The sequence below is a fragment of the Sporomusa intestinalis genome (assembly GCF_055383785.1).
Genome location: NZ_AP042390.1, coordinates 5,312,150 through 5,336,738, shown reverse-complemented (window position 1 = coordinate 5,336,738; position 24,589 = coordinate 5,312,150). Strand labels below are relative to the sequence as shown.

Sequence of the window (24,589 nt, the reverse complement as noted above, 5' to 3'; positions counted from 1 at the left end):
CGTGAACAAATTAGGAGATAGTGGCCCTGTTGATGTAAATAACAAAGCCGGTAAAAATGAGGCGATTCAGCCATTGACTAGTATTGTGATTTTAACGTACAACAAGCTGGAATACAATAAATTGTGCATTGAAAGTATTAGAGACTATACAGAACCGGGATCGTATGAAATCATTGTAATTGATAATCACTCGACAGATGGAACACTCGAGTGGCTGCAAGCCCAGTCAGATGTAATTTTAATTGCCAATAGCGAAAACCTTGGTTTTCCCGCAGGCTGCAATCAAGGTATTAAGGCCGCTTGCGGGGATAGTGTCCTGCTATTAAATAATGACACGATTGTAACACCTCACTGGTTAGCCAATCTGAGAAGATGTTTGTTTAGCGCCGAGGACATTGGGGCTGTCGGGGCCGTAACCAATTCCTGTTCAAATTTTCAAAGCTCCCCCTGTGAGTATGCCAGTATCACAGAAATGATAAATTTTGCCCAGCAGAGAAACCATTTGAAGCCGGAGCTTTGGGAACCCAGAACCCGCCTTGTCGGTTACTGCATGTTGATTAAGACCGAAATAATCAATAAAATCGGTTTACTGGAAGAAGCTTTTTCACCTGGCAACTATGAAGATGACGATTATTGCTTACGAATCAGAAACGCCGGCTATCGTCTGATCTTATGCTGGGATACCTTTATTCATCATTTTGGCAGTATTTCTTTCGGGGAACAAGCTGCTCGGTATAATAGCCTGCTGGAGACCAATAAACAAAAGTTTATCGAAAAATGGGGCTTGCCACCGCACGCTGTCGCCCCTTATGAGCCACCGCAGGATGTAATGACCAAAAAATGGTTTACTTATGAGCATGAAGTTAGCTTTTATAAACAATGGATAGACAATGCAAAACGAAAATTTTATGCATTAATCGAGCGGGCTGAATTTTCGGTGCTAACCGGCGAGCTTGAAAACGCAGTGACTTTGGTAAAACAGGCAGCGGATACTGCGCATCATTTGCATCCGGGTTTTTTTAGTTCATCCCGGGCAGAATCAATTCTACGCAAAGTCGGGCAGAAATTAAATGACCGGGTATCTGCGCCGGTTATAGCCTCTCCCCCCAGAAATCCTGATAAGAAAAATGTTTTGCATGTATTGAGTCAGGGTTATTATTCGGGCGGTCATACCAGATTGGTTGAGCGCTGGATCACTATGGATCAGACCGCGGTTCATGCAGTGGTTTGTACGCTGAACAGCGCCACTAATCCCCCCTGGTTGAAAGAAGCCGCTAGGCAATCCGGCGGCTGGTACAATGCACTTGATACCGCAAATCTTACTTTGTGCCAGCGGGCAAAAATGCTGCGTGATATAGCGATGGCCTGGGCTGATGCGGTTGTTTTGCATATTCATCCCCATGATCCCGTTGCGCCGATTGCTTTTGGTGATGACGGCGGCCCGCCGGTATTGTTTCTCAATCACGCCGACCATGCATTTACAATTGGGATGAGCGTTGCCGATCTGGTAGTGGAGCTTAGGAGCGCCGGCCAGATTTTAAGTATGACCCGGAGAAATTCACCTGCATCCGTGATGCTGCCAATACCGCTTAAACTGCCGCCGGTGCTGCAAGCTAAGCAGGTAGCCAAACAAACACTGGGCATAAGCCCGGATAAAATCGTTTTGTTGACAATTGCCACGCCCTATAAGCTGGTTCCTTGCGGCGATTACAATTTTATCAGTTTGCTCCGCGAAATGATCAGGCTCTATGAGAATGTTGAGATTTTGGTTATAGGACCTGCCGACGCCGGTGAGTGGGCCCAGCTTAAGCGGGAAAGCAACGGGCGGATCAGGGCGCTGGGCATTCAGTATGATCTGAATTTATTTCATAGCGCGGCAGATATCTATTTGGTTTCCATGCCGATGGGGTCAATGACGGCAGTACTGGAAGCCGGCGCATTAGGCATCCCGGCGGTTGGTTTAGCAGTCAATGTCCCAACCCTTAATGCAGACGTAATGCCCGGGACCGTCGAGACGCTGTTTGCCAGTTACAGCGACCTTTTTGCCGCAATAGACAGATTAATAAAAGATGCCGATTTCCGCAGCCACCAAGGCCAGTGTTTAAAAAATGCCATATTAGAGAAACATTATCTGGGCTGGGCTGCCCATCTAGGCACCGTGTATTCCTATCTCCCGGTCAGTCATGAGCCTGATCAAATAGGGGAAGAGCAAAAGCAACGTGTTGCCAGCAATGATATAATTTGGGCCTATTTTCAACATCGTTGTGGTTTATGTTATTCCAGTTTTGGCTAAGAGGGCTCCGAGATGTGTAAGGAGGTTGACCCATGCCTTTTTTTAAGCACGAACAGGCAATAGTGGATTCTGTGAATATTGGTGATGGTACAAGGATATGGGAATTTGTTCATGTATTGCCTAAAGCCGTCATTGGCAGAAACTGCAATATCTGTGCCCATGTATTTATTGAAAATGATGTATTTATTGGCGATAACGTTACTGTAAAGTGTGGTGTGTATATCTGGGATGGAGTAAGGATCGGGGACAATGTCTTTTTAGGTCCGAATGTGACATTTACCAATGATATACGTCCTCGCACCAAACAATACCCCTTGTGCTTTGAACAAACAATTCTCGAAGAAGGGGCAACAATCGGGGCTAATGCTACCATTGTTGCCGGCAATACTATCGGCAGATATGCGATGGTTGGCGCCGGCGCAGTTGTTACAAAAAATATCCCCAATAACACATTATGGTATGGAAACCCGGCGGTATTCAAGGCTTATATATGTAACTGCGGTGAGAAATTAGATGCTGCCCTGATGTGCAGCAACTGCCATAAGACCTATTTGTTACAGGGCAGCAATTCTATTGAAGAAAAATACAAAAGAGGCGGGGATGAGTGAAAATGGACTATAAAAACCCCAATATTAGCAGAGGCGGACGTCTGTACCTGCAGGCCAGAATCTGGCTGTACAGCCTGCTGAGCAATATGGCTGTCAGCGGAAAACCCTATATTATTCATCCTTGCATATTTACCGGAGCCGGTAAGCTGGTATGCGGACAGCATGTAAAGCTGGGCGTGTGGCCGTCACCTCACTATTGGAGCGGCAATTCCCATTTTGATACAAGAAGCGAGAATGCGCTCATCGAAATTGGCAATAACGTCACAATCAATAATAATTTCACAGCGATTTGTCTTGATAAAATCATAATTGGGGCGGAAACACTGATCGGTATTAATGTTTCTATTATGGACTTTGATGCCCATGGGGTTCAACCGAACTCCCGCCGGGGTAATAAAGGGAAGTCCGGCCAAGTCACTATTGGCAGAAATTGCTGGATTGGTTCCAATGTATCCATCTTAAAAGGGGTTTCTATTGGCGATAATTCAGTGATCGGATTAGGAAGTGTTGTCGTGGATAGTATTCCGGCTAATGTTGTTGCCGCCGGCAATCCCTGCAAAGTGGTCAGGGAAATAAGTATTGACTAGTATAGTATTTAATAAAAAGCTTAGTCAGATTGTTCAGGGGGGACACTCACAACAACTTGGCACAGGCTTTTTATTTTGCGGCAGTCAGGCTGTTAATTTTTGCGGAGTGCTGTCAACTTAGCTGGTCACTGCATATTATGATAGAAGTTGAGACTGGTAAATCAATCAGTTCTATTTTGGAGCCATCTGCAGTAGGAGGGCTTTCTACAATTATTTTTGGGACCTACAGTGACAGCAGGCGATGGGAGATAGATTGCCGAGGAGGGATTCAGTGTATGGGTGTGGAGCAGATCAAGCTGATCGAGTTGCCCAAGATCCATGATCCACGGGGAAATCTCAGTGTCATTGAAACCGGGCGCCATATTCCTTTTGATTTTAAAAGGATATTTTATTTGTATGATGTTCCCGGCGGGGCGACCCGCGCCGGCCATGCAAACATGAAGCTGGAGCAGGTAATTGTTGCTATGTCGGGGAGCTTTGACGTGATTGTTGATGATGGTTTCCGGCAAGCGAAAATACACTTAAACCGCAGTTATCAGGGTTTATATATTCCCGGCATGATATGGCGGGAACTGGATAACTTTTCATCCGCATCGGTATGCATGGTATTGGCTTCTGATTTTTATGACGAGACAGACTACTACCGTGATTATGATATGTTTGTCAAAGCCGTTCAGGGTTCAACTTCCGCCAGTTAAAGGGGGAGAATATGCATATTCCATTTTTAGATTTAAAAGCCACTTACCGGGAACTCCAGTCAGAATGCGATGCGGCTTACCGCCGGGTCATGGAGTCAGGCTGGTATATAATGGGTGATGAGCTCAGCCGTTTTGAAGACGAATTTGCCCGCTATTGCGGGGTAAAACATTGCATTGGTGTAGGCAATGGTCTGGAAGCACTGCATCTGGTGCTGCGGGCCTGGGGGATTGGGGCCGGCGATGAGGTTATTGTACCGGCCAATACTTATATTGCCACCTGGCTGGCGGTTACTTATGCCGGTGCCCGGCCTGTGCCTGTAGAACCGAATCCGGAGACCTACAATCTGGATTCAGGTAAAATAGCTGCCGCCATCAGCCAGAAGACAAAGGCGATTATTGCTGTCCATCTTTATGGGCAGCCGGCAGATATGGATGCCATCAATAGCATAGCAAGACAACATCACCTAAAAGTGCTGGAAGATGCCGCTCAGGCTCAGGGGGCGGTTTACAAAGGCCGCCATACCGGCAGCCTGGGGGATGCGGCCGGTTTTAGTTTCTATCCCGGCAAAAATCTCGGGGCCTACGGTGATGCCGGGGCTGTAACAACAAATGACGATGTACTGGCGGCTACGGTACGGTCATTAAGAAACTATGGCTCAAAAATCAAATATATTAATGAATACCAGGGCTTTAACTCCCGGCTGGATGAACTGCAGGCCGCATTTTTACGGGTAAGGCTAAAGCATTTGGACGAATGGAACCGGCGCAGACGAAGTCTGGCCGAGATATACCTGCAGAAACTAAACAGCGAAGAGTTGTCTGTGCCCTATGTTCCCGAGTGGGCAGAGCCTGCCTGGCATTTGTTTGTTATCAGAAGCAGCCGCAGAGACGAGCTGCAAACCTATCTAAAAGACAAAGAAATTGAAACATTAATTCATTACCCGATACCGCCGCATTTATCAGGAGCGTACCATGACCTGGGCTTTACGGCCGGTGATTTTCCCTTGACTGAACTTTTAGCCCAGGAAGTATTAAGTCTGCCCATCGGCCCCCACCAAAAGATTAACATGGCCAGTACGGTGATTCAAACCCTCAATAATTATGGCAAAAGCAGCGGGCCGTTACCTGGGCTGTACACCGGCAGCAATGCGTTGGGGGAGTATACGATCGGCGAGGTTACTGTTGCTGAACTCAGCCAGGTAACCAATCTTGTAAAGCGAGTCTTTGATAAATATAATGCACCTGCCTTTGCGGAAGAAGGCAAACGCAGCTTTCATAACCTTATTGCGGAGGAAAAAATCAAGAACCGGTTGTTAACAAACGCCTTTATGCTTGTTGCCAGAAAGGAAGATCAGATTATTGGCGTAGTTGAGTTCTATTATGTCAACCATATGCTCCTGTTGTTTACGGCAGAGGAATGGCACGGAAATGGCATTGCCAAAAACCTTTTGGCTGCAGGCATAAATAAATGCAGGCAGGATCATGAAGGGCTAACGCAGATAACAGTAGGCGCTTTTGCCTATGCCGTTCCTTTCTATGAGAAAATGGGGTTTATTGCCTATGGGCAGGAGCAAATCATTAATGGTGTACCCTCTACCCCCATGCTGAAAAATATATAGACTATCACCCCACCTAGTCCACTAACTCAGAGTAACTGGAGGTGACTTTGTGCAAACACTGCTTGTTACAGGCGGGGCCGGTTTTATTGGCAGTAATTTTGTTCATTATGTTATTGAAAATACAGGCTGCCATGTTATTAATCTGGATAAGCTGACCTATGCAGGTAACCTAACTAATCTGAAATCGCTGCACCATCAGCCGCGGCACACTTTTGTCCAAGGCGCCATTGAGGACCGGGCCTTGTTGCGGCAATTGCTTGCGCAATACCGGCCGGACGGGGTTGTTCACCTGGCGGCTGAATCCCATGTAGACCGGTCGATTGATGGCCCGAGAACATTTATCCAGACAAATATCGTCGGCACCTTTGAACTGCTGGAGTGCGTGCGTGATTACTGGTCTAATCTGGACCCGGCCAAGCAGACAACGTTTCGGTTTCTCCATATATCCACTGATGAAGTTTACGGCTCATTAGGAGCGGATGGATATTTTACAGAGGCGACCAGGTATGCACCTAATTCGCCTTATTCAGCCTCCAAGGCCGCGTCGGATCATCTGGTGCGGGCCTATTTTCAGACCTATGGCCTGCCTGTTTTGATAACCAACTGCTCTAACAATTACGGACCGTATCAATTCCCCGAAAAACTTATCCCCTTAATCATTCTTACCGCGCTGGCCGACAAGCCGCTGCCTGTTTACGGTGACGGCAGCAATATCCGGGATTGGCTCAATGTACAGGACCATTGCGGTGCTTTATTAACAGTGCTGGCCTATGGGCGGCCTGGAGAGGTCTATAATGTCGGTGGCAATAACGAGCAGACGAATTTGCAGGTAGTCCGGGCAATCTGCAATTTGCTGAACACGCTGAAACCCTGCAGGACCAGGGAGGATTACTGTGAACTCATAACTTTTGTTAAGGACCGCCCCGGCCATGACCACCGTTATGCTATTGATGCCGCCAAACTGCAGGCCGAGCTTGGGTGGATTCCCCGGGAATCGTTTGCAACCGGACTCACCAAGACAGTCGAGTGGTATTTGGCTAACCTCGATTGGTGTGAAGCAGTTACATCAGGCCGATATCGCTATGAGCGTTTGGGCCTTATTAACGGCCAGGAGTGTGAGGAATGATTAAAAAAGGTATAATTTTAGCCGGCGGTACAGGTAGCAGGCTGTATCCCCTGACTCAAGTAGTAAGCAAGCAGCTTATGCCGGTGTATGATAAGCCAATGATCTACTATCCACTGTCAACACTGATGCTGTCGGGTATCACAGATATACTGGTTATATCAACACCGCTGGATCTGCCTTTGTACCAGCAACTACTGAAAGATGGCACTCAATGGGGCATAAACATCAGCTACGCAGCCCAGCCATATCCCGGGGGGATTGCCCAGGCGTTTATTGTCGGGCAGGATTTTGTCGGCAGTGACGGCTGTGCCTTAGTGCTTGGGGACAATATTTATTATGGCAACGGCCTTGGCGTCAAACTCCGCAAAGCCGCCGGTAATAACGCTGGAGCTACTGTTTTTGGCTACCGGGTCAGTCAGCCTGAACAATACGGCGTAGTTGAGTTTGATAAAGCGGGAGCAGCGATTGGCATTGAAGAAAAACCTAAAAATCCCAAATCAAATTATGCGATAACCGGTTTATATTTTTATGATGACCAGGTAGTCGACATGGCCCTGAACCTTAAACCCAGCGCCAGGGGCGAACTGGAGATCACCGATATCAACAAGCTGTATCTCACTAAAGGACAGCTCAAGGTTGAATGCCTGGGCCGGGGGATTGCCTGGCTTGATACCGGGACTCACAATACACTGCTGCAAGCAGCCAATTTTATTGAAACAATTGAACAAAGGCAAGGCTTAAAAATTGCCTGCCCGGAAGAGGTTGCCTTTCGCATGGGGTATATCTCAGCTGATCAAGTCCTGCGCATGGCCCAAATATATAACAGTAACAGCTATGGCCGGTATTTACAGAATATAGCGCAGGAGGGGGCGCTATCATGAAATGCTATGCAACGGCGTTGCCGGCGGTAAAGGTCATTGAGCCTGATATTTTTGCAGATAACCGGGGTTTTTTCACAGAGACCTGGAATGCGGCCCGCTATGCGGAAATAGGTATTGATGCCCTATTTGTTCAGGATAATTTATCCTTATCGGCTCAGGGAATTCTGCGGGGACTTCATTTTCAGCAGCCCCATCCCCAGGGGAAACTAGTGCAGGTTCTGGAGGGAGAAGTATTTGACGTGGCAGTGGATATCAGAAATGGTTCACCGACATTCGGCCAATGGGTCGGTATCAGTTTAACCGCAAATAATAGAAAGCAATTGTATATTCCTGAAGGTTTTGCCCACGGTTTTTGCGTAGTGAGCCAGAGTGCATTATTGAGTTATAAATGTACGGACTTTTATTACCCTGAGCATGAGGGCGGCATCTGCTGGAATGATCCGGATTTGGCCATAACCTGGCCAGTGGCCGAACCTATCTTATCGGCCAAAGATAAGCAATTCCCTGCGTTTAAATCCATACCGCCGGCGTGTTTGCCCAGTTTGAGGATCGACAGATGAAAGTGTTAATTACCGGTGGCACAGGTCAACTAGGGAAGGCCTTTAGCGAACTGACAGATACAGCCGGTATACGGCTTTACGCTTTTAGCTCCAAGGAATTAAATGTTACCGATACCTGCCAGATTCGCTCTGTTTTTAATCAAATTCGGCCCGAGGTTGTTATTCATGCCGGCGCATTTACTGCGGTTGACGCAGCCGAGGCTCAGGTTGACACTGTATTCAAGGTGAATGTGATCGGCACGCGGAATATAGCTGCAGCCTGCCTGCATTATGGCAGTACATTAACATATATCAGCACGGATTACGTATTTGACGGAAAAAGCAGCCGCCCCTATACCGAGTTTGATCAGCCGGATCCGCTGAATATGTACGGACGGAGCAAGCTGGAAGGGGAAAAAATTGCCGCCAGGATTTGTCCCCGGCTTTATATTGTCAGAACTTCCTGGCTTTATGGGCGGGGACATAATTTTGTCCTTACCGTTTTAAAGCTTGCCCAAGAACGTGAGTTTCTCACCATTGTCAACGATCAGACCGGCTCGCCGACAAATGCCCTGGACTTGGCCCGGGGCATTATGAGGCTGGTGAACACCTGGGACTATGGTACGTATCATATGTCTAACAAGGGCCAGTGCACCTGGTATGAATTCGCCCGGGAGATTGTACGGCTTGCCGGGCGAAGCACAGACGTAAGGCCAATCAGCAGCCAGGAGTTTGCCTTGCCGGCACCCCGGCCCGCCTATTCCGTATTGCGCAATTATATGCTGGAACTGGCAGGCGGCGATTATTTCCGTTCCTGGCAAGAGGGACTTCAGGCTTATATAAACAACCTGAACAATGATTTTTGCGGATAACCGGAGGGTTATCCATTTTTATTATCCGCAGATGGCAAAGTGGTTTCGGCCTCAATCAGCTGCACGAGTCACTTAATGGCCGGGTATTGCATAAACTACATTGAATTAACCTTATTAATGCAGTTAAACGAAGGAGGGAATGACATGGGTTTTGGTTTTGGCGGTTGCGGCGGACATGGCCGCGGTAACAGTTGGTGTATTGTGATTATCATCATAATATTACTGTTAACCTGCTTCGGGGATGAAGACAGTTGCAGCTGTTAGCCGATATGAATTGAATTCTCTACTTATAATGAGCCGGTCCCCCAGGCCGGCTCATTTACGTGATAATTAGCGCCTGCTAACGCAGTTTATGCTTAAAAAATCAGTTCAAAAATCAGATTGATTTTTGTATACACAGATGTTATAATAAATACAAGAATAAAGTATACATAGCCGATTGGTGACAGAATGAATTTTATTCGGGGTCTGCCACTGATCGTGTCAGAGTATACACAATTATAAAAACCCCCATCATAGGATTCCGGCATGCCGGAATCCTATGATGGGGGTTTTTAAATTCTATGCGGGGCAACATACAGGGCAGCCCTGCATGCGAAAAGGTTTTTCCAGGTGCGCGTTGTCAAGAAGGTCCTGGTTGCTAAAAACATCCAGCGTTGGTCCGTCGGCAATCACCCTGCCGGCGCCGATAACTACTGTACGGGGGCATAGGTCAACTACTAAATCCAAGTCGTGGGTTGCAATAATTTTAGTATGGGTAAAGGTATTAAGCAGGGTAATCAATTGACGGCGGGCCTTGGGATCAAGCCCGGCCGTAGGCTCATCCATTACTAAGACAGATGGGGCCATCGCGATAACCGCGGCAATGGCAACAGCCCGCTTTTGGCCGCCTGACAGCCGGTAAGGGGTACGATCCTTAAGCGGCAAAGCTCCTACCGTACTCAGGGCGGCGGTTACCCTGACCTCCACTTCGGCCGGGGAAAAGCCCAGGTTTAATAATCCAAAAGCCACATCATCATACACTGTAGGCATAAACAGCTGGTCGTCAGCATTCTGAAAAACCATGCCGACTGCCCGGCGCACCTGAGGCAGGGTGTGTTTCGTGACCGGGTAACCGCCAATATTTACGCTCCCTGAAGATGGCAGGAGCACCCCGGTCAGGTGTGATAAAAGCGTGGTTTTGCCTGAGCCATTGGCGCCGACAATGGCCACCGATTCCCCGTGCGTAATGCGTACCGACAAGCCCCGCAACGCTTCCGTCCGGTCCGGATACGTGTAGGTAACATCTTTTAGTTCTACGATATGATGGCTCATTTCGATACCTCCAGGAGTAAAGTGCCAAATACCTGTGGCAGGTTAAACCAGCGGGCGATCAGGAAGAAAGTAACCCAAAAGGTGAAATACAATATATCAGCTCCTGTCAGGGTGCTGGTGCGAAGGAGCCGGAACTTACCGTCAAAGCCGCGGCAGAGCATGGCCTGGTAAATACGGCCGGCACGGTCAATAGAACGAAGCAGGAGCTGGCCCAACAGGGAACCCCAGGCCTGGAACCGGATTCCCTCGCCATGGAAAGACCGCAGGCTGTAAGCTGTGATACAGCGAATAAATTCTTCCACCAGGACATGTATATAACGATACATGAATAACAGCTGGGTTACAATAATTTTAGGCACACCTAGCTTCAGCAAGGCCGAACATAAAGCATCAATACCTGTTGTTGCCACTAAAAGCAAAGCCGCAGTCACTGTCAAACACAATCTGATTGTGAGTGAGAAAAAGGAAATCCAGCCGCTGCTAATGCTCAGCGAGCCGATACGGATAACCGGTGTCTGATCAAGCAATGGATTAAAAATGCCGATAAATATGATAAAAGGGGCAATAATCAACACCCGTTTCAGGATTAAAGACAAGGGCAGCTTGCCGAGTGAAACTAAGACTGCAGGGAATAAAAAGAACGGCAACAGTCCGGTAATTTCATATTTGGGCGTAGAAGTAACGGCAAGGATAAATATAAGCGTGGTAATGAGCTTTACGCAGGGGTTGAGGCGGTGAATCAAGGTGTCCTGGGTGGAGAGCGCATCAAGATAACGTAAATCAATCCAGTTTGCTTCCAATTTCAGCATAAATCAACCTCTTTTGCAAACCATATAGGAAAGTGACGCATATATCAGGGGATACGGTTGGCCGTATCCCCTTACGTAAGTTTCCGGTTATCGTGCGAACCGCTGCAGGCCTTTACCGATGAGATAGGCAAGGGCTAAAGTCATGATCGAGCCGATAATCCCGGCCAGGGAAGTGCCGCTGTCAACAGCCGGCCAGGCTGCCGTTTCTTCAGCCTCCGCGGTATGGACGCCGGCAGAGGCGGCTTGAGTTTCTGCGGCTGGCTGCTTAAAGTTATAATCAGGCAGGAAGGAAGTTTTTTCCTGTATTCCGGCAAAAAAGCTGTGAATTCCTGCCGGGGCATTTAACTCAGGTTCGCCGGTTACCTTGGCAATGGACCATTCCAGCCCATCCGGATTGGCAGAGGCGAACCAGCTTAACGCCCCGCCGGTGAGGGTGGCGGCAATTAGCAGGGTAATAAAAACAGTTTTGACAGGGATAGCGCCCCATGGCTGTCCCTGTGCCGTTTTTTGCAGCATTTCCGGTGATTCTTTCATAACAAATAAAACAATAACTGCTGTAATCAGGCCTTCGACTAACCCTATTGCTAAATGGATAGGCTGCATGAGGAGCACGAAAGCAGAGAAGGGCAATTCGGAAATTCCCGAAAAGAGTGTTTCCAGCACGACCCCGAAGGCCCCTAATTGCAGGCCGGCAACGGCTGCTAACAGGGAGGCGGCAAATATCCGTCCCTGGGAAGGGTTATTGGCTGTTAATGGTTTGTAGATAAAAGGGTAGGCGATAAAGCAGGCAATAAAACCCATGTTAAAGATATTGGCGCCAAGGGCTAACAGGCCGCCATCGGCAAAAAACAAACACTGAATTGTTAAAATAGACGCAATCGTTAAAGCAGCAGCCTGGGGGCCGAGCAAAACGGCCAGCAGGAGCCCCCCGCACAAGTGGCCGCTGGAGCCGGTTCCCGGGATCGTAAAATTAATCATTTGCGCTGCAAAGACGAAAGCTCCCAGCACGCCCATTAACGGGATCTTGCGATCATCGAGCTCGTTTTGGACCTTTTTCGCGGCATAAGCAGCCAAACCGGCTGTTGCTGCCCACATAACCCCGCCGACTGCCGGTGAGATTAACGCGTCTGCCATATGCATGTCAAATCAACTCCTAATCAATAATATTTTAACCGGCACAGTACTATACCAACAAAAAAAGGCTACTAAGAAACCCCCGGCACTGCTGCTGGGATGAGACTTTCGTAGCCTTATTTCACCGGTATCCAGTTGGATGAAATATAAGTTAGCTCTTCAGAACTTCAAGTATCATCATGATACACTGTTTTGCGAATATTTCATCAGTGGGAATTATTCGTTATGGATTTGCTTATTCCTGCATAATTTATGATGTTTTTAATTTTTATTTATAGTTGGCAGTTAATTTAGCAACGAAACGGCGAATCAGTGTTATAATAAGAAATAGCAAAAGCGAGTGTAATTTCGGCAAAGGAGGGTTGAGCATGTTTCAGGATATCTCAGTAGTAGACAACGAAGTACATGTCACGCTTACCGGCAGTATTTATGTGGAAGAAGCCACGGCTATCAGAGCAAAACTGATTGAATATATTGATCAGGGGTTTAGACGATTTGTTATTACGATGCAAAAGGTCGATTATATCGACAGTTCCGGTTTAGGCGTGCTGGTTGCGGTACAAAAGCGGGCTGTGCAAAACGGTGGTGGCGTGGCAATCAAAGGCATTCAAGGAATCGTTAAGGAATTATTTGAGCTGACCCGCCTGAATAAGGTGTTTGAGATTCTTTAATCAGGTAACCAATAAACGGCCACTCAGGTCAGAGTGGCCGCTTATGCGTTCTCAGCCGATTGGTTAAGCTGGTTTTGAATTAACGGAATTATGCAAATTTTTGCTTTTGCAGGTTTTTACTTACCAAAACCCGAATAGTATGGAGGTACTTTAGAATAATATGTATCCGGAGGGCTGTCGTTAATGAAGGGTCTACGTCCCGTGCTGGTAAGCATCTGTTTGACTATCCTGCTAGTATTTAGCGCCGGTTGTGGAACCGGTGCGTTATTTGCACCCAAAGCCTACAAAGAAACACAATTTTTAATGGATACCATTATTGATATAACAGCCTATGGCCAGGACAATGAAGCCGCTGTTAAAGCTGCATTTGCCGAGTTTAGACGTATTAATGAACTAACTAATCGTTTTGATGCTGATAGCCAGGTAACTAAGATCAATGCGGCAGCAGGTAAAAGCAAAGTCCAGGTTGACCCGGACATTATTGCCATGCTTAAGCTGGCCCGGGACCGCTCAGAAAAATCTGCCGGGGCATTGGATATAACCGTAGGAGCGCTGACCGAGCTTTGGGGTGTGGGGCATAAAGGGGATTTTATACCAAGTCAGGCAGAGATTGAGTCGGTGCTGCCACTGGTCAATTATCGCTTGCTGGAAGTTGATGAACAAAACAATACTGTATTTTTACCTCAGGCAGGTATGCGGATTGACCTGGGGGCAGTTGCCAAAAGCTATGCGAACCGCAAAGCGGTTGAGGTCCTAAAGGCCAAAGGGATAAAGTCGGCGCTGATAAATGCCGGCGGCGAAGTACGGGTTGTCGGCACCAGGCCTGACGGGCAAGCCTGGCGGGTTGGCGTGCAGGACCCCCGGGATATGGAAGGCTTAGCCGCCAAAGTGGCGCTGACGGAGTGGGACTCACTGGAAACTTCCGGTGATTATCAGCGTTTTTTTATTAAAGATAATGTGAGATATGCCCATATTATCGATCCCCGTACCGGAAGTCAGCCCCGGCAGGTGATCAGTGTTACTGTTGTCTCTAAGGCAGACAACGAGGCCGATGTCTTAAGCACGGCCCTGTTTGTACTTGGGGTGGAAAAGGGGCAGCAGTTATTACAGCAATTTCCCGATACGGAGGCTATTTTCATTACTAATGACGGCCAAAAGGTTGTAACCCCCGGATTAACGGGAAAAATAGAGTTTTAGGTGGACAATATGGATATAAAGCAAATAAGCAGCAAAGTGGCTGCCGAGCTGCGCAGCCATTCAGTAAAAATTGCGAATGCTGATCATTACCTGCAGGCAGCTGTTACTGTACCGCTGGTTGATGTTGCCGGCCAGCCTTCTGTTTTGTTTGAGGTACGGTCAGGCAGCCTGCAGTGGCAGCCTGGCGAAATATGTTTTCCCGGCGGCCGGATTGAGGCCGCGGACAGCAGCCCCCTGGCTGCGGCTGTGCGGGAAACGATTGAGGAGCTTGCTGTGCAGCCTGAGGCGATAGAGGTACTGGGGCCGCTCGATATTATGGTTAATCCTATCGGCGTAATGATTTACCCGTTTGTCATCCACTTGGCGGCGGGGCTGCCGCTTACACCGAATGCCGATGAAGTGGCTGAGGTATTTACCGTCCCCTTGGAATTTTTGCTTAATACCAAGCCGCGGGCAGCGTCAATGGAGATGGCAACCAAACCACTGGCCGGTTTCCCCTTTGATCTCTTACCGCCGGATTACCCTCAGGATTACCGGCGGCGATATAAATACCAGGTATTGTTTTATCAATATAAACACTATGTTATCTGGGGCTTGACAGCCGGCGTGCTGGAAGGCTTTCTGGATATCTTCCGCAATCATGCCGCCGGGGCAAAGGCATGATTCTCCATATCGTCCTGCTAGTGAGTATCACCGGGCTGGTTTTTACCTACCCGTTTGATGGTTATTTCCGTTTTACGCTTAGTGTGGTCATGCTCGCCGTCCTCCTCTTGTATTTTGAGCGCTTACCCATTATACGGGTGGCGGCGGCCTCGGGCGGTCTCATTCTTTTATTGCGTACGGCGATAAAATATCCTTTTGTTAATGAAACACTGCTGAGCGCTGCGCTCCACAATCTGCCGTCTTTTTGCTATTATCTTACCTACGGCCTTTTGTTTAGCCTGCTCAGAATACGGGATTACACCGGCAATGTGCCGGTCCTGCTTTTGTTATTGAGCATCTGTGACATTGCCAGCAACTGTGTGGAACTGATGATTCGCTGGGAATTGGCCAGCCGCAGTCTGGAGACCGTCTTAACCAGTGTCGTAACAATGGGGGTGGGGCGGGCGCTGCTGGCGGTGGCCGGCTATTATTCGCTGAAACGCTACCGGGACTTTGTACTGGCTGAGGATCATGCGGCCCGCTATGCGGAACTCATCCTGCTTATCGCCAGGCTTAAAGCAGAGTTATTTTACCTGAAAAAATCCTCAGGTGATATTGAGCTGGTTATGGAAAAAGGCTATACGCTGTATCAAACCCTCAATGCCGCCAACCCGGGTGAACTGGCCCGGGCTGATTCGCCAACCTCACGGGCATTGGCCATTGCCCGTGACATTCATGAGGTAAAGAAGGATTATTACCGTGTCACCCGTGGAATCGAAGAGATTCTTGATGTGGCCGTTACGGAGGAAGGTCTGCCCTTAGACGAATTTTTTCAAATTGTGGAGCAGAATACCAGGCGCTATATCAGCAGCCTGGACAAGCCGGTCACAATTACCTTTGATTATGAGGGACAGCTTGTTACCGACCAATACTATACCATTGTTTCGATTCTGGACAATCTTATTACCAATGCGGTGGAAGCCGCCCAGAGCGCAGGCGTCATCGCTGTGACCGGGCTTTGCAGCGGCGGCAGGCTGGTGCTCACCGTCGCCGATAACGGCCCGGGCATCCGGGCCGAGGACCGGGAACTCATCTTTGCCCCGGGGTATTCAACAAAGTTCTCCGAGGTTACCGGGCAAATGTCAACAGGCCTGGGTTTAATTCATGTCAAAAATCTGGCAGAACTTCTGGGCGGCGAGATCACTTTTATCTCGGAACCGGGGAAAACTGTATTTACCGTCTCTTTGCCGCTGGCCAAGCTGGCCGTTGCCAGGGAGAACAGGCAGGATGATGAAGGGGTGTAGGATAAACGAATGCGATTTGTAATTATTGAAGACGATGTCAGTGTCCGGAGAATTATCGGCAATATTATCAATAAATATCAGTTGGGGACAGTGGTAGCCGAGTGTGGTGACGGGTTAAAAGCCGAGGCCTTCATCACTGAATATGCCCCCGATGTTGCTTTAGTCGATATGCTTTTACCGGGCCAGGACGGGGTGGAACTAATTAGAAAAATGCGGGAAAACACCCTGGATACCTCCTTTATTATGGTATCCGAGAGTACCAGCCAGCCAATGATTACCAAAGCCTATCAAACGGGGATAGATTTTTATATTCATAAGCCAATTAATGTTCTGGAGATTGTTTCAGTCATCCGCAGGGTTGAGGAAAGCAGGCGGCTGAGGGCCGTGATGTCGCTGATTTCCCAGACAACCGCCAAATATGGCACTCCGCCGTCACGTACGGCCGAGGCGGAGGATAGTACCAAAAAGAACCGGATTAACCGGATGTTTTCAGAACTCGGCATTATTGGCGAGGCCGGAGCCAAGAACATTCACCAGCTGATCCAGCTGGTAGACTCCCGGGTAACAGGCGGGGAACATCAGGCTTACCAGCTGCATGAACTCTATAACGAGCTGTCGCAGGCGATTGGCCAGGATGTCAAGACAATTGAGCAGCGGGTACGGCGGGCCATTGCGAAAGCTATGCAGAATGTTGCCAATATGGGGATTGAAGACTATCATAACGATAAATTTGAGGTGTACAGCGGCGCGTTGTTTGATTTCAAAGAAATCAGGCAGGAAATGGCTTTTGTTCAAGGCAAAGGCACCTATCACGGAAAAATTAATATCAAGAAATTTCTCGAAGGACTTCTGTTTCTCGCAGCTGAATGACCCCGCTCAGGCGGGGTCATTTGTATTATGTATACTTATTGGTTGCCAATGAAACTTTGTGTATGTTTATGTAGTTTTTTATAGAGGTTCATTTACATTAAATTCTGACAGATCATGTAAGCAGAGAACAAAAAGGAGGTAATTTATGTCTCACCCTCAAGCTGCCCCGAAAAAAGGCATGGGCCTGACAACGCAGATTTTTATTGGTCTTATCCTTGGTGTGATATTTGGCTATGTCTTCCCTAAATATGCTGTAGAGCTTAAGCCGGTAGGGGATATGTTTATCCGTATGATCAAGATGATCGTTGTGCCCCTGGTATTCAGCTCGCTGGTTATGGGTATTGCCGGCACCGGCGATTTCAAGAAATTAGGCCGTCTGGGCGCGAAAACTATTTTGTGGTTTGAAATTGCCACCACGTTGGCCCTGATTGTCGGTCTCGTTGTTGTAAATATCTTCCAGCCTGGTGTTGGTGTTCATGTTACTGGCGGTGACGCCAGTGTCGCTGCTGCTGCCGCGAACAAGAGCATTGATATGACACAAATGCTTGTTAATATTGTTCCTACCAATATCGTTGATGCCATGGGCCGGGGTGATATGCTCCAAATCATCCTGTTTTCGACATTCTTCGGTGTTGCTGCCGCTGCCATGGGCACAAAAGGCAGACCGGCAGTCGAGATGTGTATCAGCGTTGCCGAGATTATGTTTAAATTTACCTGGTATGTAATGAAGCTGGCGCCGATCGGCGTATTTGCCCTGATTGCCTTTACTGTCGGTAAATTTGGCCTGGGGATGCTGATTCCGTTGGCTAAGCTGATCGGTTCCCTGTATTTTGCCCTGATTGCTTTCATTTTCCTGGTATTGTTCAGTGCCTCGTTCGTTATCCGCGTGAACTTCTTCCATTTGCTCCGGGCATTGAAAGAGCCAATCCTCATCGCTTTCTCAACCGCCTCCAGTGAAGCCGCATTGCCGATAGCCATGGAAAAGCTGGAGAAGTTCGGCGTGCCCAAGCATATTATCACTTTCGTATTACCGACCGGCTATACCTTCAACCTTGACGGTTCGACCCTGTACAGCGCTTTGGCGGTTGTGTTCATCGCCCAGGTCTATGGCGTGCCGTTCGATATTTCTCAGCAGATCCTTATGGTTCTTACGCTGATGTTGTCTACTAAAGGGATTGCTGCGGTGCCTGGCGCCTCCCTGATTGTTATCGCCGGTACAGCTGCCGCTTTCGGCCTGCCTGTGGAAGGCATCGGCATCATTCTTGGTGTCGACCGTATTCTGGATATGGCCCGTACGGCCTGTAACCTGATCGGTAACTGTGTAGCGGCCGTAGTTGTCGCCCGGTGGGAGAAGGAGCTGCCTGACGATGTACTGCAAGTGGCTTATGCCCAAAGCTATGAAGACTAATCCTTGCTATAATCAACAGTAAATTTTACAGACTGCCTCAGGCAGTCTGTTTTTTTTTGCCCAGATAAACACTCCTACCGTTACAACGGCCCCAGCAAAGGATGAAATGTATTTTTCAGGGTAGCAGCATAAGTTTATATTTTCTTTATTTTTTTCTTTAATGGAAAAAAGGATAAAAGCAAAATCGGTAGAATTAAGGATATATTGATAACCGGCTGGAATGGAGTTACAGAGATGAAACAGATTTCATTAGCTTTCGGGCTGCAGGCGCTAACGCTTTGCCTGCCGCAGGAAAGCCTGCTTGCGTATATTGAAGGCCGTGAAACCACGCCTGTTACAGATGTTGCCCGGGTTGTCCGTGAAGTCCTGAATCACCCTGTTGCTTCACCGCCTTTGCGGGCAGTGGTGCAGCCAGGCGACAAAATTGTCGTTATCGCTGCCGATATTACCAGGCAGTGGGTCCGGCATGACCTGTTCCTGCCGGCTTTGCTGGATGAGCTTAACAGCGCCGGGGTCGCTGACAGCAACATAACGCTGGTGACTGCACTGGGGGCGCACCGGCGGCATACCCGGGATGACAATATACTGACCTATGGCCAGGAGGTGGTTGGCCGGATAAACATAGTACAAAGCCGGGCCGTAGAAAAGGCCGACTTTGCTTATTGCGGCTGTACCCGCCGGGGAACACCGGTTTATATTAACCGCCATGTCCTCCAGGCCGGTAAAGTTATTCTGACCGGGGGCATTACTTACCACTCCATGGCTGGTTTCGGCGGCGGACGCAAAGCCATACTCCCCGGTGTGGCCGGGTATGAAACCATCCAGGCCAATCACCGTCTTTGCTTAAGCCCTGAGCAGGGGAGCGGCCCGCACCCGGAATGCCGGCAGGGCAATCTGGCGACAAATGAGATGCACCTGGATATGGTAGAAGCAGCGGCTATGGTTAAGCCGGATTTCCTCCTTAACGCCGTATTTACCGCGGCCGGTGGTTTTGCCGGCTTTGTTGCCGGTCACTGGCATGAGGCCTGGCTGTCAGGCTGCCGCCAGGCAGCAGCGATTGCCGGTGTGCCGGTTGCAGAGCCGGCTGATGTGGTTATTGCCTCGGCCGGCGGTTATCCGAAAGACATTAATTTTTATCAGGCATCCAAGGCTATTGAAAATGCCTGCCTGGCTGTCAGGCCCGGCGGCATCCTGATTGTTGTTATGGAGTGCCGGGAGATTAGTGAACCGCCTGATTTTAGCCAATGGTTTGACTATCCCACCCTGTATGACCGCGAGGCGGCTTTGCGGGAAGGATTTACAGTACCTGGCTTTGTGGCCTTAAAGCTTGGCTTTATTTGCCAGCACCATGCCGGTTATTATTGTTTCGCGGCCGGAAAACCAGGGATTTCTGGAAAGGGCAGGCATGGTGTTTGCTGTTTCACTGGCAGCGGCCTTGCAACTGGCGGCCGCCAAGCTTGGTCGTCAGGAGTTTCGTATTAGCGTTATGCCCCAGGGGGGGAATGTAGTGCCTTGCAAAACGTCCAACTGCTGAAGACTATCTGCATAAAAATACTAAAATTAAATACAAAAAATGATTATATGCCATGCAGGAAATATAGGAAAAAGTGGCGAAAATACCTCAATTGTGCTTTATAAATATTATGCAGGAGGGGATTTTTATGCAGAAAAAAATAGTAATATTAGTACTTATCGCGGCCATGCTGGCTATCGTGGCGGCCGGCTGTGGCGCCAATAAACCGGTACAGCAAGCCGCGCCGCAGGCAGCAGAGAAAAAACCGGTCATTATCGCCTATACCCCGTGGACGGGATATGGTGCCCTGTTTGTTGCCCAGGAAAAAGGCATGTTTAAAAACCGCGGCGTGGATGTGGAACTGCAGTCGATTGAAGGTGTCGGCGATCGCAAGCAGGCGTTGGTGGCCGGTAAGATTCAAGCCATGGCCGCCTCCCTTGATGTGTCGGTTTCCGCGGCCGGTGAAGGGGTGCCGATGAAATTTGTCTGGGCCTTTGATGCATCTAACGGCGCTGACGGCCTGATTGTAAAAAAAGGCCAAGGGATTGAAACCGTTGCTGATCTGAAAGGCAAAGAGGTTGCCTTTCACCGCGGATCGGCGGCGCATTTCTTTTTAAACACGCTGCTGGAAAAGCATGGACTGCAAGACAGTGATATTAAAGCCGTGGATATGAAGGCCAGTGAAGCGGCGTCCGCCTTTATGGCCGGCAAAGTAGCTGCGGCTGTTACCTGGGAACCCCATTTGGGCAAAGCCAGGGCTGCCGGCGAAACCGTGCTGGCTACTACGAAAGATACGCCGGGGCTTATTGCCGATGTATTAGCATTCCGTGAAGATATCACCAAAAGTAATCCTGAAACCGTACAAGCCGTGGTGGCGGCCCTGGCTGAGGCCACTGAATTTATGAGTAAAAACCCCGAAGAAGCCAATAAGATTTTGGCAGCCGCTTTTAAGATGAAACCCGAAGAGGTGGCAGCCGATATCCAGACGGTTAAGTTTTATGACTTGCAGGAAAACCTGGAGTTTTATGGCACCCAGGAAAAACCGGGGGCGATTTACGAAGTGGGCAACCGGGCCAGTGCTTTTTATATTAAACTGAAGCTTTTATCCCAGGCTCCGGATTTGAACAAATACATCGACAACACGTTTATAACCAAGGTTAAGTAGCTGATAAGGCTAGTACCTCATCTTTCTTAAAATCGAGGGAATAGTTTGCGTAGATTTTTTCGCAATGCAAGGCGGAGGACGCTAACTTATTCAGTAAGATCTGCTTTAATAAGGCCGGTAGGTGATAGGTCTCTTATTACTTGCGCGGGCCGCGCATATCGGACATATGTAAGGCGACGACAACGCAGCAGTGCGGGAAAAGATGCGCAAAATATCCTTGGTTTTAAGGGAGATGAGGTACTATGAGGCCGTGCTAGAGGAATTTCAGCCTCTACGCGGCCTTTTTTATCCTGTAAGCAAGGTTAACTTTCCGTCTGGATCAGGGCAGCAGCGACTTCCGCCTTCGCTAAGGCCCCGCGCAAGCCGTGTTTTCTGACATGATCAGAGAGTATAGCGGTTTCTGATCATAAGTAAGAACGACTATACCCTAAAGGGCCCAGGCGGCTTCTGCCGGCGTCCTGAGGGACTTGTCACAAGCCAAGTCTTTTTTTATCCCAGAGCAGCGTATTATTTCTAACCATAAGGAGGCCGGAACCATGGTCAAATGCAAACTATTAACACCTAAAGCTGAAATTGCCGCGCCCCTGTATATAACGCTGAGCGCATTGACCTTTGTTCTTGTTGGAGCCGTCTGGTCGGCGCTTACTTACAGCGAAATGATTCCCCCCATGTTTTTACCCCCGCCGGACAAGGTTCTGAAAGATGGAGTATTGTTATTTACGGAGTTTGATCTGCTGGCCGATATCTGGGCCAGTGTGGTCAGGGTTACGGCCGGTTTTGTGCTGGCGGCAGTGATTGCGGTGCCGCTGGGTATTTTGATGGGCAGCCTTAAAGTTTGTGAAGCGCTGGTTGAGCCGCTGTTAAGTTTTATCCGCTATATGCCGGCATCAGCCTTTATTCCGCTGTTTATTCTCTGGCTGGGTATCGGTGAGAGCGAAAAAATTGCTGTTATTCTTTTTGGCACCTTTTTTCCGCTGGCGCTGATGGTTATGGATGTTACCAAAAATGTGGCCCATGACCTCATTGACACCGCTTATACACTGGGGGTATCGCGGCTGGGCGTGTTCCGCCGGGTCATATTGCCGGCCAGCCTGCCGGGTATCGTCGATACCCTGCGAATCGCTTTTGGCTGGGCCTGGACGTACCTGGTTGTTGCAGAAATCGTCGCAGCCGGCTCTGGTCTGGGGTATATGATTATGCAGTCACAGCGCTTTTTAAAAACCGGGAATATCATTGTCGGCATTATTGTTATCGGTGTAATCGGCATCCTTATTGATGTTCTGTTTAAATGGCTGTACGCCAGAATGTTCCCGTGGCTGGGGAAAGGAGGCCGGTAATATGGCGGAACCCGCGCAGGCAAAATTAATTATTGACGGTGTCAGTAAAACCTTTACCGGGAAACAAGGTCAGATTACGGCTTTGGCCGAGGCCGGTTTTACCGTTAAACCCAGTGAGTTTGTTACCATCCTCGGGCCTTCGGGCTGCGGCAAATCCACCATCTTAAAGATCGTGGCCGGGCTGGAGTCGCCCACTTCCGGTCGGGTGCTCCTAGACGGGCGCGAAATCACAGAACCCGGCCGGGACCGGGGCATGGTATTTCAGACCTATACCCTGTTTCCCTGGCTTTCGGTACGGGAGAATATTGAGTTTGGGCTGGATGTTGCCGGTAAAACCAGGCATGAGCGCCAGGAAGTGTCTGAGCACTATATTGATAAAATTGGCCTGAGAGGCTTTGAAAACTTTTTCCCCCGTGATTTATCAGGCGGCATGAAGCAGCGGGTGGCTATTGCCCGGGCGCTGGCTAATGACCCTGAGGTGCTGCTCATGGATGAGCCGTTTGGTGCCCTGGATGCCCAAACCCGTACAGTCATGCAGGAACTGCTGCTGGATGTATGGGATGAATCGCATAAAACAATTCTTTTTGTCACCCATGATGTGGATGAAGCCGTTTTTATTGGCGATACAATCTATATCATGACAGCCCGGCCAGGGAGGATCAAAGCCAGAATAGCGGTGGACCTGCCGGATCAGCGCACCTTTGATCTGAAGCTGAGCGAACAGTTCACGCAAATTAAGCGTCAGGTTATGGGGCTTATCCGGGAGGAAGCCTGGAAGGCTGCCAATACCAATACATAAGGCGGAGGGAGCACGTTATGAAAACCTTATCTAGGATTACCGAAACATTTTCTGAATCAGTCATTCGCGAGATGACCAGGATTTGCGATGCGGCCGGCGGCTATAATCTTTCCCAGGGCTTTCCCGATTTTGACAGCCCCAAGGCTATTCAGGCGGCTGCCATCCGCGCTATCTCAGCCGGGTACAACCAGTATCCCGTTACCTTTGGCGAGCCTGAGCTCCGGGAGGCCATCAGCCGCAAGGTGCGCCGCTACAATCACATCGACTGTGATCCGGCCACAGATATCACTGTTACCTGTGGCGCCACGGAAGCCATGATTGCCACACTCAAGGCCCTGATTAATCCGGGCGATGAAATCATTATTTTTGAACCTTTCTATGAAAATTATGGCCCTGACTCCATCCTGTCCGGGGCCACTCCGCGTTATGTCACATTATATGGGCCGGACTGGCATTTTTCGTCAGACGAGCTGGCTGCCGCTTTTAATGAAAAAACCAAGGCCATTATTATCAATACCCCCAATAACCCGACCGGCAAGGTCTTTACCAGGTCTGAACTGCAGGAAATTGCCGGACTGGCGGTTAAATGGGACACCTACGTTGTTGCTGATGAGATTTATGAACATATCCTGTACGATGAGGCCGAGCATATATCGATTGGCTCCCTGCCGGGTATGGCCGAGCGGACAGTTACGATTAACTCTATTTCCAAAACCTATTCGGTTACCGGCTGGCGGGTGGGCTGGGCCATTGCCGCCCCGCCGATTACGCAGCGGATCAGAAAGGTGCATGATTTTTTTACCGTCGGTGCACCGACCCCCTTCCAGCATGCCGCGGCCGAGGCCATGAGCTTTGGGCCGGAATATTATGCAGGGCTGAAAAATCATTATACCGAGGCCCGTGATTTTTTTCTTAATGCCCTCCGGCAAGCTGGTTTTCAGTGCGCATTACCGCAAGGGGCCTATTATGTGCTGGCCGATGCCGGCCCCCTTATGCAAAAGCTAAAGATTACCGACGATACCGACTTTAGCCGCAGACTCATTGAATTGGCCGGTGTTGCGACTGTCCCGGGATCCTCCTTTTACGCGGATAAAACCAAAGGCAGCCACCAGGTCCGGTTTTGCTTCTGCAAACAGTGGGAGACGCTGGCGCAGGTTGCCCAGGCCCTGACAATAAAACTTTCGTAAACAATTAATTTTTAAG

23 protein-coding genes are annotated in these 24,589 nt (G+C 49.0%); 20 read left to right on the top strand and 3 right to left on the bottom strand.

Annotated features, from left to right (window positions below; all coding sequences use genetic code 11):
• Window position 1: 1 nt before the first annotated feature.
• From ACZ481_RS24740 to rfbD, 9 genes are all read left to right on the top strand, one after another.
• Window positions 2–2,293, top strand: a complete 2,292-nt coding sequence (locus ACZ481_RS24740; RefSeq protein ID WP_464768006.1) for a glycosyltransferase — start codon at window positions 2–4, stop codon at window positions 2,291–2,293.
• A 32-nt stretch (window positions 2,294–2,325) separates the two neighbouring features.
• A complete protein-coding gene (locus tag ACZ481_RS24735; RefSeq protein ID WP_464768005.1) occupies window positions 2,326–2,901 on the top strand; it encodes an acyltransferase in 576 nt (191 codons plus the stop codon).
• Window positions 2,902–2,903: 2 nt separating this feature from the next.
• The gene (locus ACZ481_RS24730; RefSeq protein ID WP_464770690.1) at window positions 2,904–3,488 is read left to right on the top strand and encodes a DapH/DapD/GlmU-related protein; all 585 of its coding nucleotides are present in this window, start codon (window positions 2,904–2,906) and stop codon (window positions 3,486–3,488) included.
• Window positions 3,489–3,763: 275 nt separating this feature from the next.
• Window positions 3,764–4,186 (top strand): sugar 3,4-ketoisomerase, encoded by a 423-nt coding sequence (locus ACZ481_RS24725; protein ID WP_464768004.1) that lies wholly within the window; start codon window positions 3,764–3,766, stop codon window positions 4,184–4,186.
• A gap of 11 nt (window positions 4,187–4,197) precedes the next feature.
• Window positions 4,198–5,805, top strand: coding sequence for a GNAT family N-acetyltransferase (locus ACZ481_RS24720; protein ID WP_464768003.1), 1,608 nt, complete (start codon window positions 4,198–4,200; stop codon window positions 5,803–5,805).
• Between the two features lie 49 nt (window positions 5,806–5,854).
• Window positions 5,855–6,931 (top strand): dTDP-glucose 4,6-dehydratase, encoded by a 1,077-nt coding sequence (rfbB, locus tag ACZ481_RS24715; RefSeq protein ID WP_464768002.1) that lies wholly within the window; start codon window positions 5,855–5,857, stop codon window positions 6,929–6,931.
• A complete protein-coding gene (gene rfbA, locus ACZ481_RS24710; protein ID WP_464768001.1) occupies window positions 6,928–7,812 on the top strand; it encodes a glucose-1-phosphate thymidylyltransferase RfbA in 885 nt (294 codons plus the stop codon). Before rfbB ends, rfbA begins: the two co-directional genes overlap by 4 nt.
• Entirely contained in the window at window positions 7,809–8,372 is a 564-nt protein-coding gene (gene rfbC, locus ACZ481_RS24705; RefSeq protein WP_464768000.1) for a dTDP-4-dehydrorhamnose 3,5-epimerase, read from the top strand. The genes rfbA and rfbC overlap by 4 nt, the downstream gene beginning before the upstream one ends.
• Window positions 8,369–9,223, top strand: a complete 855-nt coding sequence (gene rfbD, locus ACZ481_RS24700; protein ID WP_464767999.1) for a dTDP-4-dehydrorhamnose reductase — start codon at window positions 8,369–8,371, stop codon at window positions 9,221–9,223. Before rfbC ends, rfbD begins: the two co-directional genes overlap by 4 nt.
• Window positions 9,224–9,784: 561 nt before the next feature.
• On the opposite strand, the gene ACZ481_RS24695 is transcribed toward rfbD, so the two are convergent.
• From ACZ481_RS24695 to ACZ481_RS24685, 3 genes are all read right to left on the bottom strand, one after another.
• Window positions 9,785–10,537: an energy-coupling factor ABC transporter ATP-binding protein gene (locus ACZ481_RS24695; RefSeq protein WP_464767998.1), complete on the bottom strand. Its 753-nt coding sequence runs from the start codon at window positions 10,535–10,537 to the stop codon at window positions 9,785–9,787.
• Complete coding sequence (cbiQ, locus tag ACZ481_RS24690; protein ID WP_464767997.1) at window positions 10,534–11,346, bottom strand: cobalt ECF transporter T component CbiQ; 813 nt, start codon at window positions 11,344–11,346, stop codon at window positions 10,534–10,536. Before cbiQ ends, ACZ481_RS24695 begins: the two co-directional genes overlap by 4 nt.
• A gap of 87 nt (window positions 11,347–11,433) precedes the next feature.
• A complete protein-coding gene (locus ACZ481_RS24685; protein ID WP_464767996.1) occupies window positions 11,434–12,486 on the bottom strand; it encodes an energy-coupling factor ABC transporter permease in 1,053 nt (350 codons plus the stop codon).
• Window positions 12,487–12,848: 362 nt separating this feature from the next.
• On the opposite strand from ACZ481_RS24685, the gene ACZ481_RS24680 reads away from it, so the two are divergent.
• The 11 genes from ACZ481_RS24680 to ACZ481_RS24630 all read left to right on the top strand — a co-directional run bounded on the left by ACZ481_RS24680 (window position 12,849) and on the right by ACZ481_RS24630 (window position 24,573).
• Window positions 12,849–13,151: an STAS domain-containing protein gene (locus ACZ481_RS24680; RefSeq protein WP_464767995.1), complete on the top strand. Its 303-nt coding sequence runs from the start codon at window positions 12,849–12,851 to the stop codon at window positions 13,149–13,151.
• A 183-nt stretch (window positions 13,152–13,334) separates the two neighbouring features.
• Window positions 13,335–14,348: an FAD:protein FMN transferase gene (locus ACZ481_RS24675; protein ID WP_464767994.1), complete on the top strand. Its 1,014-nt coding sequence runs from the start codon at window positions 13,335–13,337 to the stop codon at window positions 14,346–14,348.
• Between the two features lie 9 nt (window positions 14,349–14,357).
• Window positions 14,358–15,011 carry an NUDIX hydrolase gene (locus ACZ481_RS24670; RefSeq protein WP_464767993.1) on the top strand — a complete coding sequence of 218 codons (654 nt, stop codon included), beginning with the start codon at window positions 14,358–14,360 and terminating at the stop codon, window positions 15,009–15,011.
• Between the two features lie 20 nt (window positions 15,012–15,031).
• Window positions 15,032–16,294 carry a sensor histidine kinase gene (locus ACZ481_RS24665; protein WP_464767992.1) on the top strand — a complete coding sequence of 421 codons (1,263 nt, stop codon included), beginning with the start codon at window positions 15,032–15,034 and terminating at the stop codon, window positions 16,292–16,294.
• 9 nt (window positions 16,295–16,303) lie between these two features.
• Window positions 16,304–17,164 (top strand): response regulator, encoded by an 861-nt coding sequence (locus ACZ481_RS24660; RefSeq protein ID WP_464767991.1) that lies wholly within the window; start codon window positions 16,304–16,306, stop codon window positions 17,162–17,164.
• Window positions 17,165–17,309: 145 nt separating this feature from the next.
• A complete protein-coding gene (locus tag ACZ481_RS24655) occupies window positions 17,310–18,572 on the top strand; it encodes a dicarboxylate/amino acid:cation symporter (RefSeq protein WP_464767990.1) in 1,263 nt (420 codons plus the stop codon).
• 234 nt (window positions 18,573–18,806) lie between these two features.
• Complete coding sequence (larAH10, locus tag ACZ481_RS24650; protein ID WP_464767989.1) at window positions 18,807–20,054, top strand: NPN-dependent 2-hydroxyacid racemase, LarAH10 family; 1,248 nt, start codon at window positions 18,807–18,809, stop codon at window positions 20,052–20,054.
• A 179-nt stretch (window positions 20,055–20,233) separates the two neighbouring features.
• Complete coding sequence (locus ACZ481_RS24645; protein WP_464767988.1) at window positions 20,234–21,250, top strand: ABC transporter substrate-binding protein; 1,017 nt, start codon at window positions 20,234–20,236, stop codon at window positions 21,248–21,250.
• A 536-nt stretch (window positions 21,251–21,786) separates the two neighbouring features.
• Window positions 21,787–22,587, top strand: a complete 801-nt coding sequence (locus ACZ481_RS24640) for an ABC transporter permease (protein ID WP_464767987.1) — start codon at window positions 21,787–21,789, stop codon at window positions 22,585–22,587.
• A gap of 1 nt (window position 22,588) precedes the next feature.
• Window positions 22,589–23,386 (top strand): ABC transporter ATP-binding protein, encoded by a 798-nt coding sequence (locus tag ACZ481_RS24635; protein ID WP_464767986.1) that lies wholly within the window; start codon window positions 22,589–22,591, stop codon window positions 23,384–23,386.
• Between the two features lie 17 nt (window positions 23,387–23,403).
• Window positions 23,404–24,573, top strand: coding sequence for a pyridoxal phosphate-dependent aminotransferase (locus tag ACZ481_RS24630; RefSeq protein ID WP_464767985.1), 1,170 nt, complete (start codon window positions 23,404–23,406; stop codon window positions 24,571–24,573).
• Window positions 24,574–24,589 lie beyond the last annotated feature (16 nt).

Coding starts and splice junctions, on each gene's coding strand:
- ACZ481_RS24640 (WP_464767987.1), top strand. CDS start 21,787: ATGGTCAAATGCAAACTATTAACACCTAAAGCTGAAATTGCCGCGCCC.
- rfbC (WP_464768000.1), top strand. CDS start 7,809: ATGAAATGCTATGCAACGGCGTTGCCGGCGGTAAAGGTCATTGAGCCT.
- ACZ481_RS24670 (WP_464767993.1), top strand. CDS start 14,358: ATGGATATAAAGCAAATAAGCAGCAAAGTGGCTGCCGAGCTGCGCAGC.
- ACZ481_RS24735 (WP_464768005.1), top strand. CDS start 2,326: ATGCCTTTTTTTAAGCACGAACAGGCAATAGTGGATTCTGTGAATATT.
- larAH10 (WP_464767989.1), top strand. CDS start 18,807: ATGAAACAGATTTCATTAGCTTTCGGGCTGCAGGCGCTAACGCTTTGC.
- ACZ481_RS24680 (WP_464767995.1), top strand. CDS start 12,849: ATGTTTCAGGATATCTCAGTAGTAGACAACGAAGTACATGTCACGCTT.
- ACZ481_RS24725 (WP_464768004.1), top strand. CDS start 3,764: ATGGGTGTGGAGCAGATCAAGCTGATCGAGTTGCCCAAGATCCATGAT.
- ACZ481_RS24695 (WP_464767998.1), bottom strand. CDS start 10,537: ATGAGCCATCATATCGTAGAACTAAAAGATGTTACCTACACGTATCCG.
- ACZ481_RS24645 (WP_464767988.1), top strand. CDS start 20,234: ATGCAGAAAAAAATAGTAATATTAGTACTTATCGCGGCCATGCTGGCT.
- rfbA (WP_464768001.1), top strand. CDS start 6,928: ATGATTAAAAAAGGTATAATTTTAGCCGGCGGTACAGGTAGCAGGCTG.
- ACZ481_RS24730 (WP_464770690.1), top strand. CDS start 2,904: ATGGACTATAAAAACCCCAATATTAGCAGAGGCGGACGTCTGTACCTG.
- ACZ481_RS24685 (WP_464767996.1), bottom strand. CDS start 12,486: ATGCATATGGCAGACGCGTTAATCTCACCGGCAGTCGGCGGGGTTATG.
- cbiQ (WP_464767997.1), bottom strand. CDS start 11,346: ATGCTGAAATTGGAAGCAAACTGGATTGATTTACGTTATCTTGATGCG.
- ACZ481_RS24720 (WP_464768003.1), top strand. CDS start 4,198: ATGCATATTCCATTTTTAGATTTAAAAGCCACTTACCGGGAACTCCAG.
- ACZ481_RS24675 (WP_464767994.1), top strand. CDS start 13,335: ATGAAGGGTCTACGTCCCGTGCTGGTAAGCATCTGTTTGACTATCCTG.
- ACZ481_RS24635 (WP_464767986.1), top strand. CDS start 22,589: ATGGCGGAACCCGCGCAGGCAAAATTAATTATTGACGGTGTCAGTAAA.
- ACZ481_RS24660 (WP_464767991.1), top strand. CDS start 16,304: ATGCGATTTGTAATTATTGAAGACGATGTCAGTGTCCGGAGAATTATC.
- ACZ481_RS24655 (WP_464767990.1), top strand. CDS start 17,310: ATGTCTCACCCTCAAGCTGCCCCGAAAAAAGGCATGGGCCTGACAACG.
- rfbD (WP_464767999.1), top strand. CDS start 8,369: ATGAAAGTGTTAATTACCGGTGGCACAGGTCAACTAGGGAAGGCCTTT.
- ACZ481_RS24630 (WP_464767985.1), top strand. CDS start 23,404: ATGAAAACCTTATCTAGGATTACCGAAACATTTTCTGAATCAGTCATT.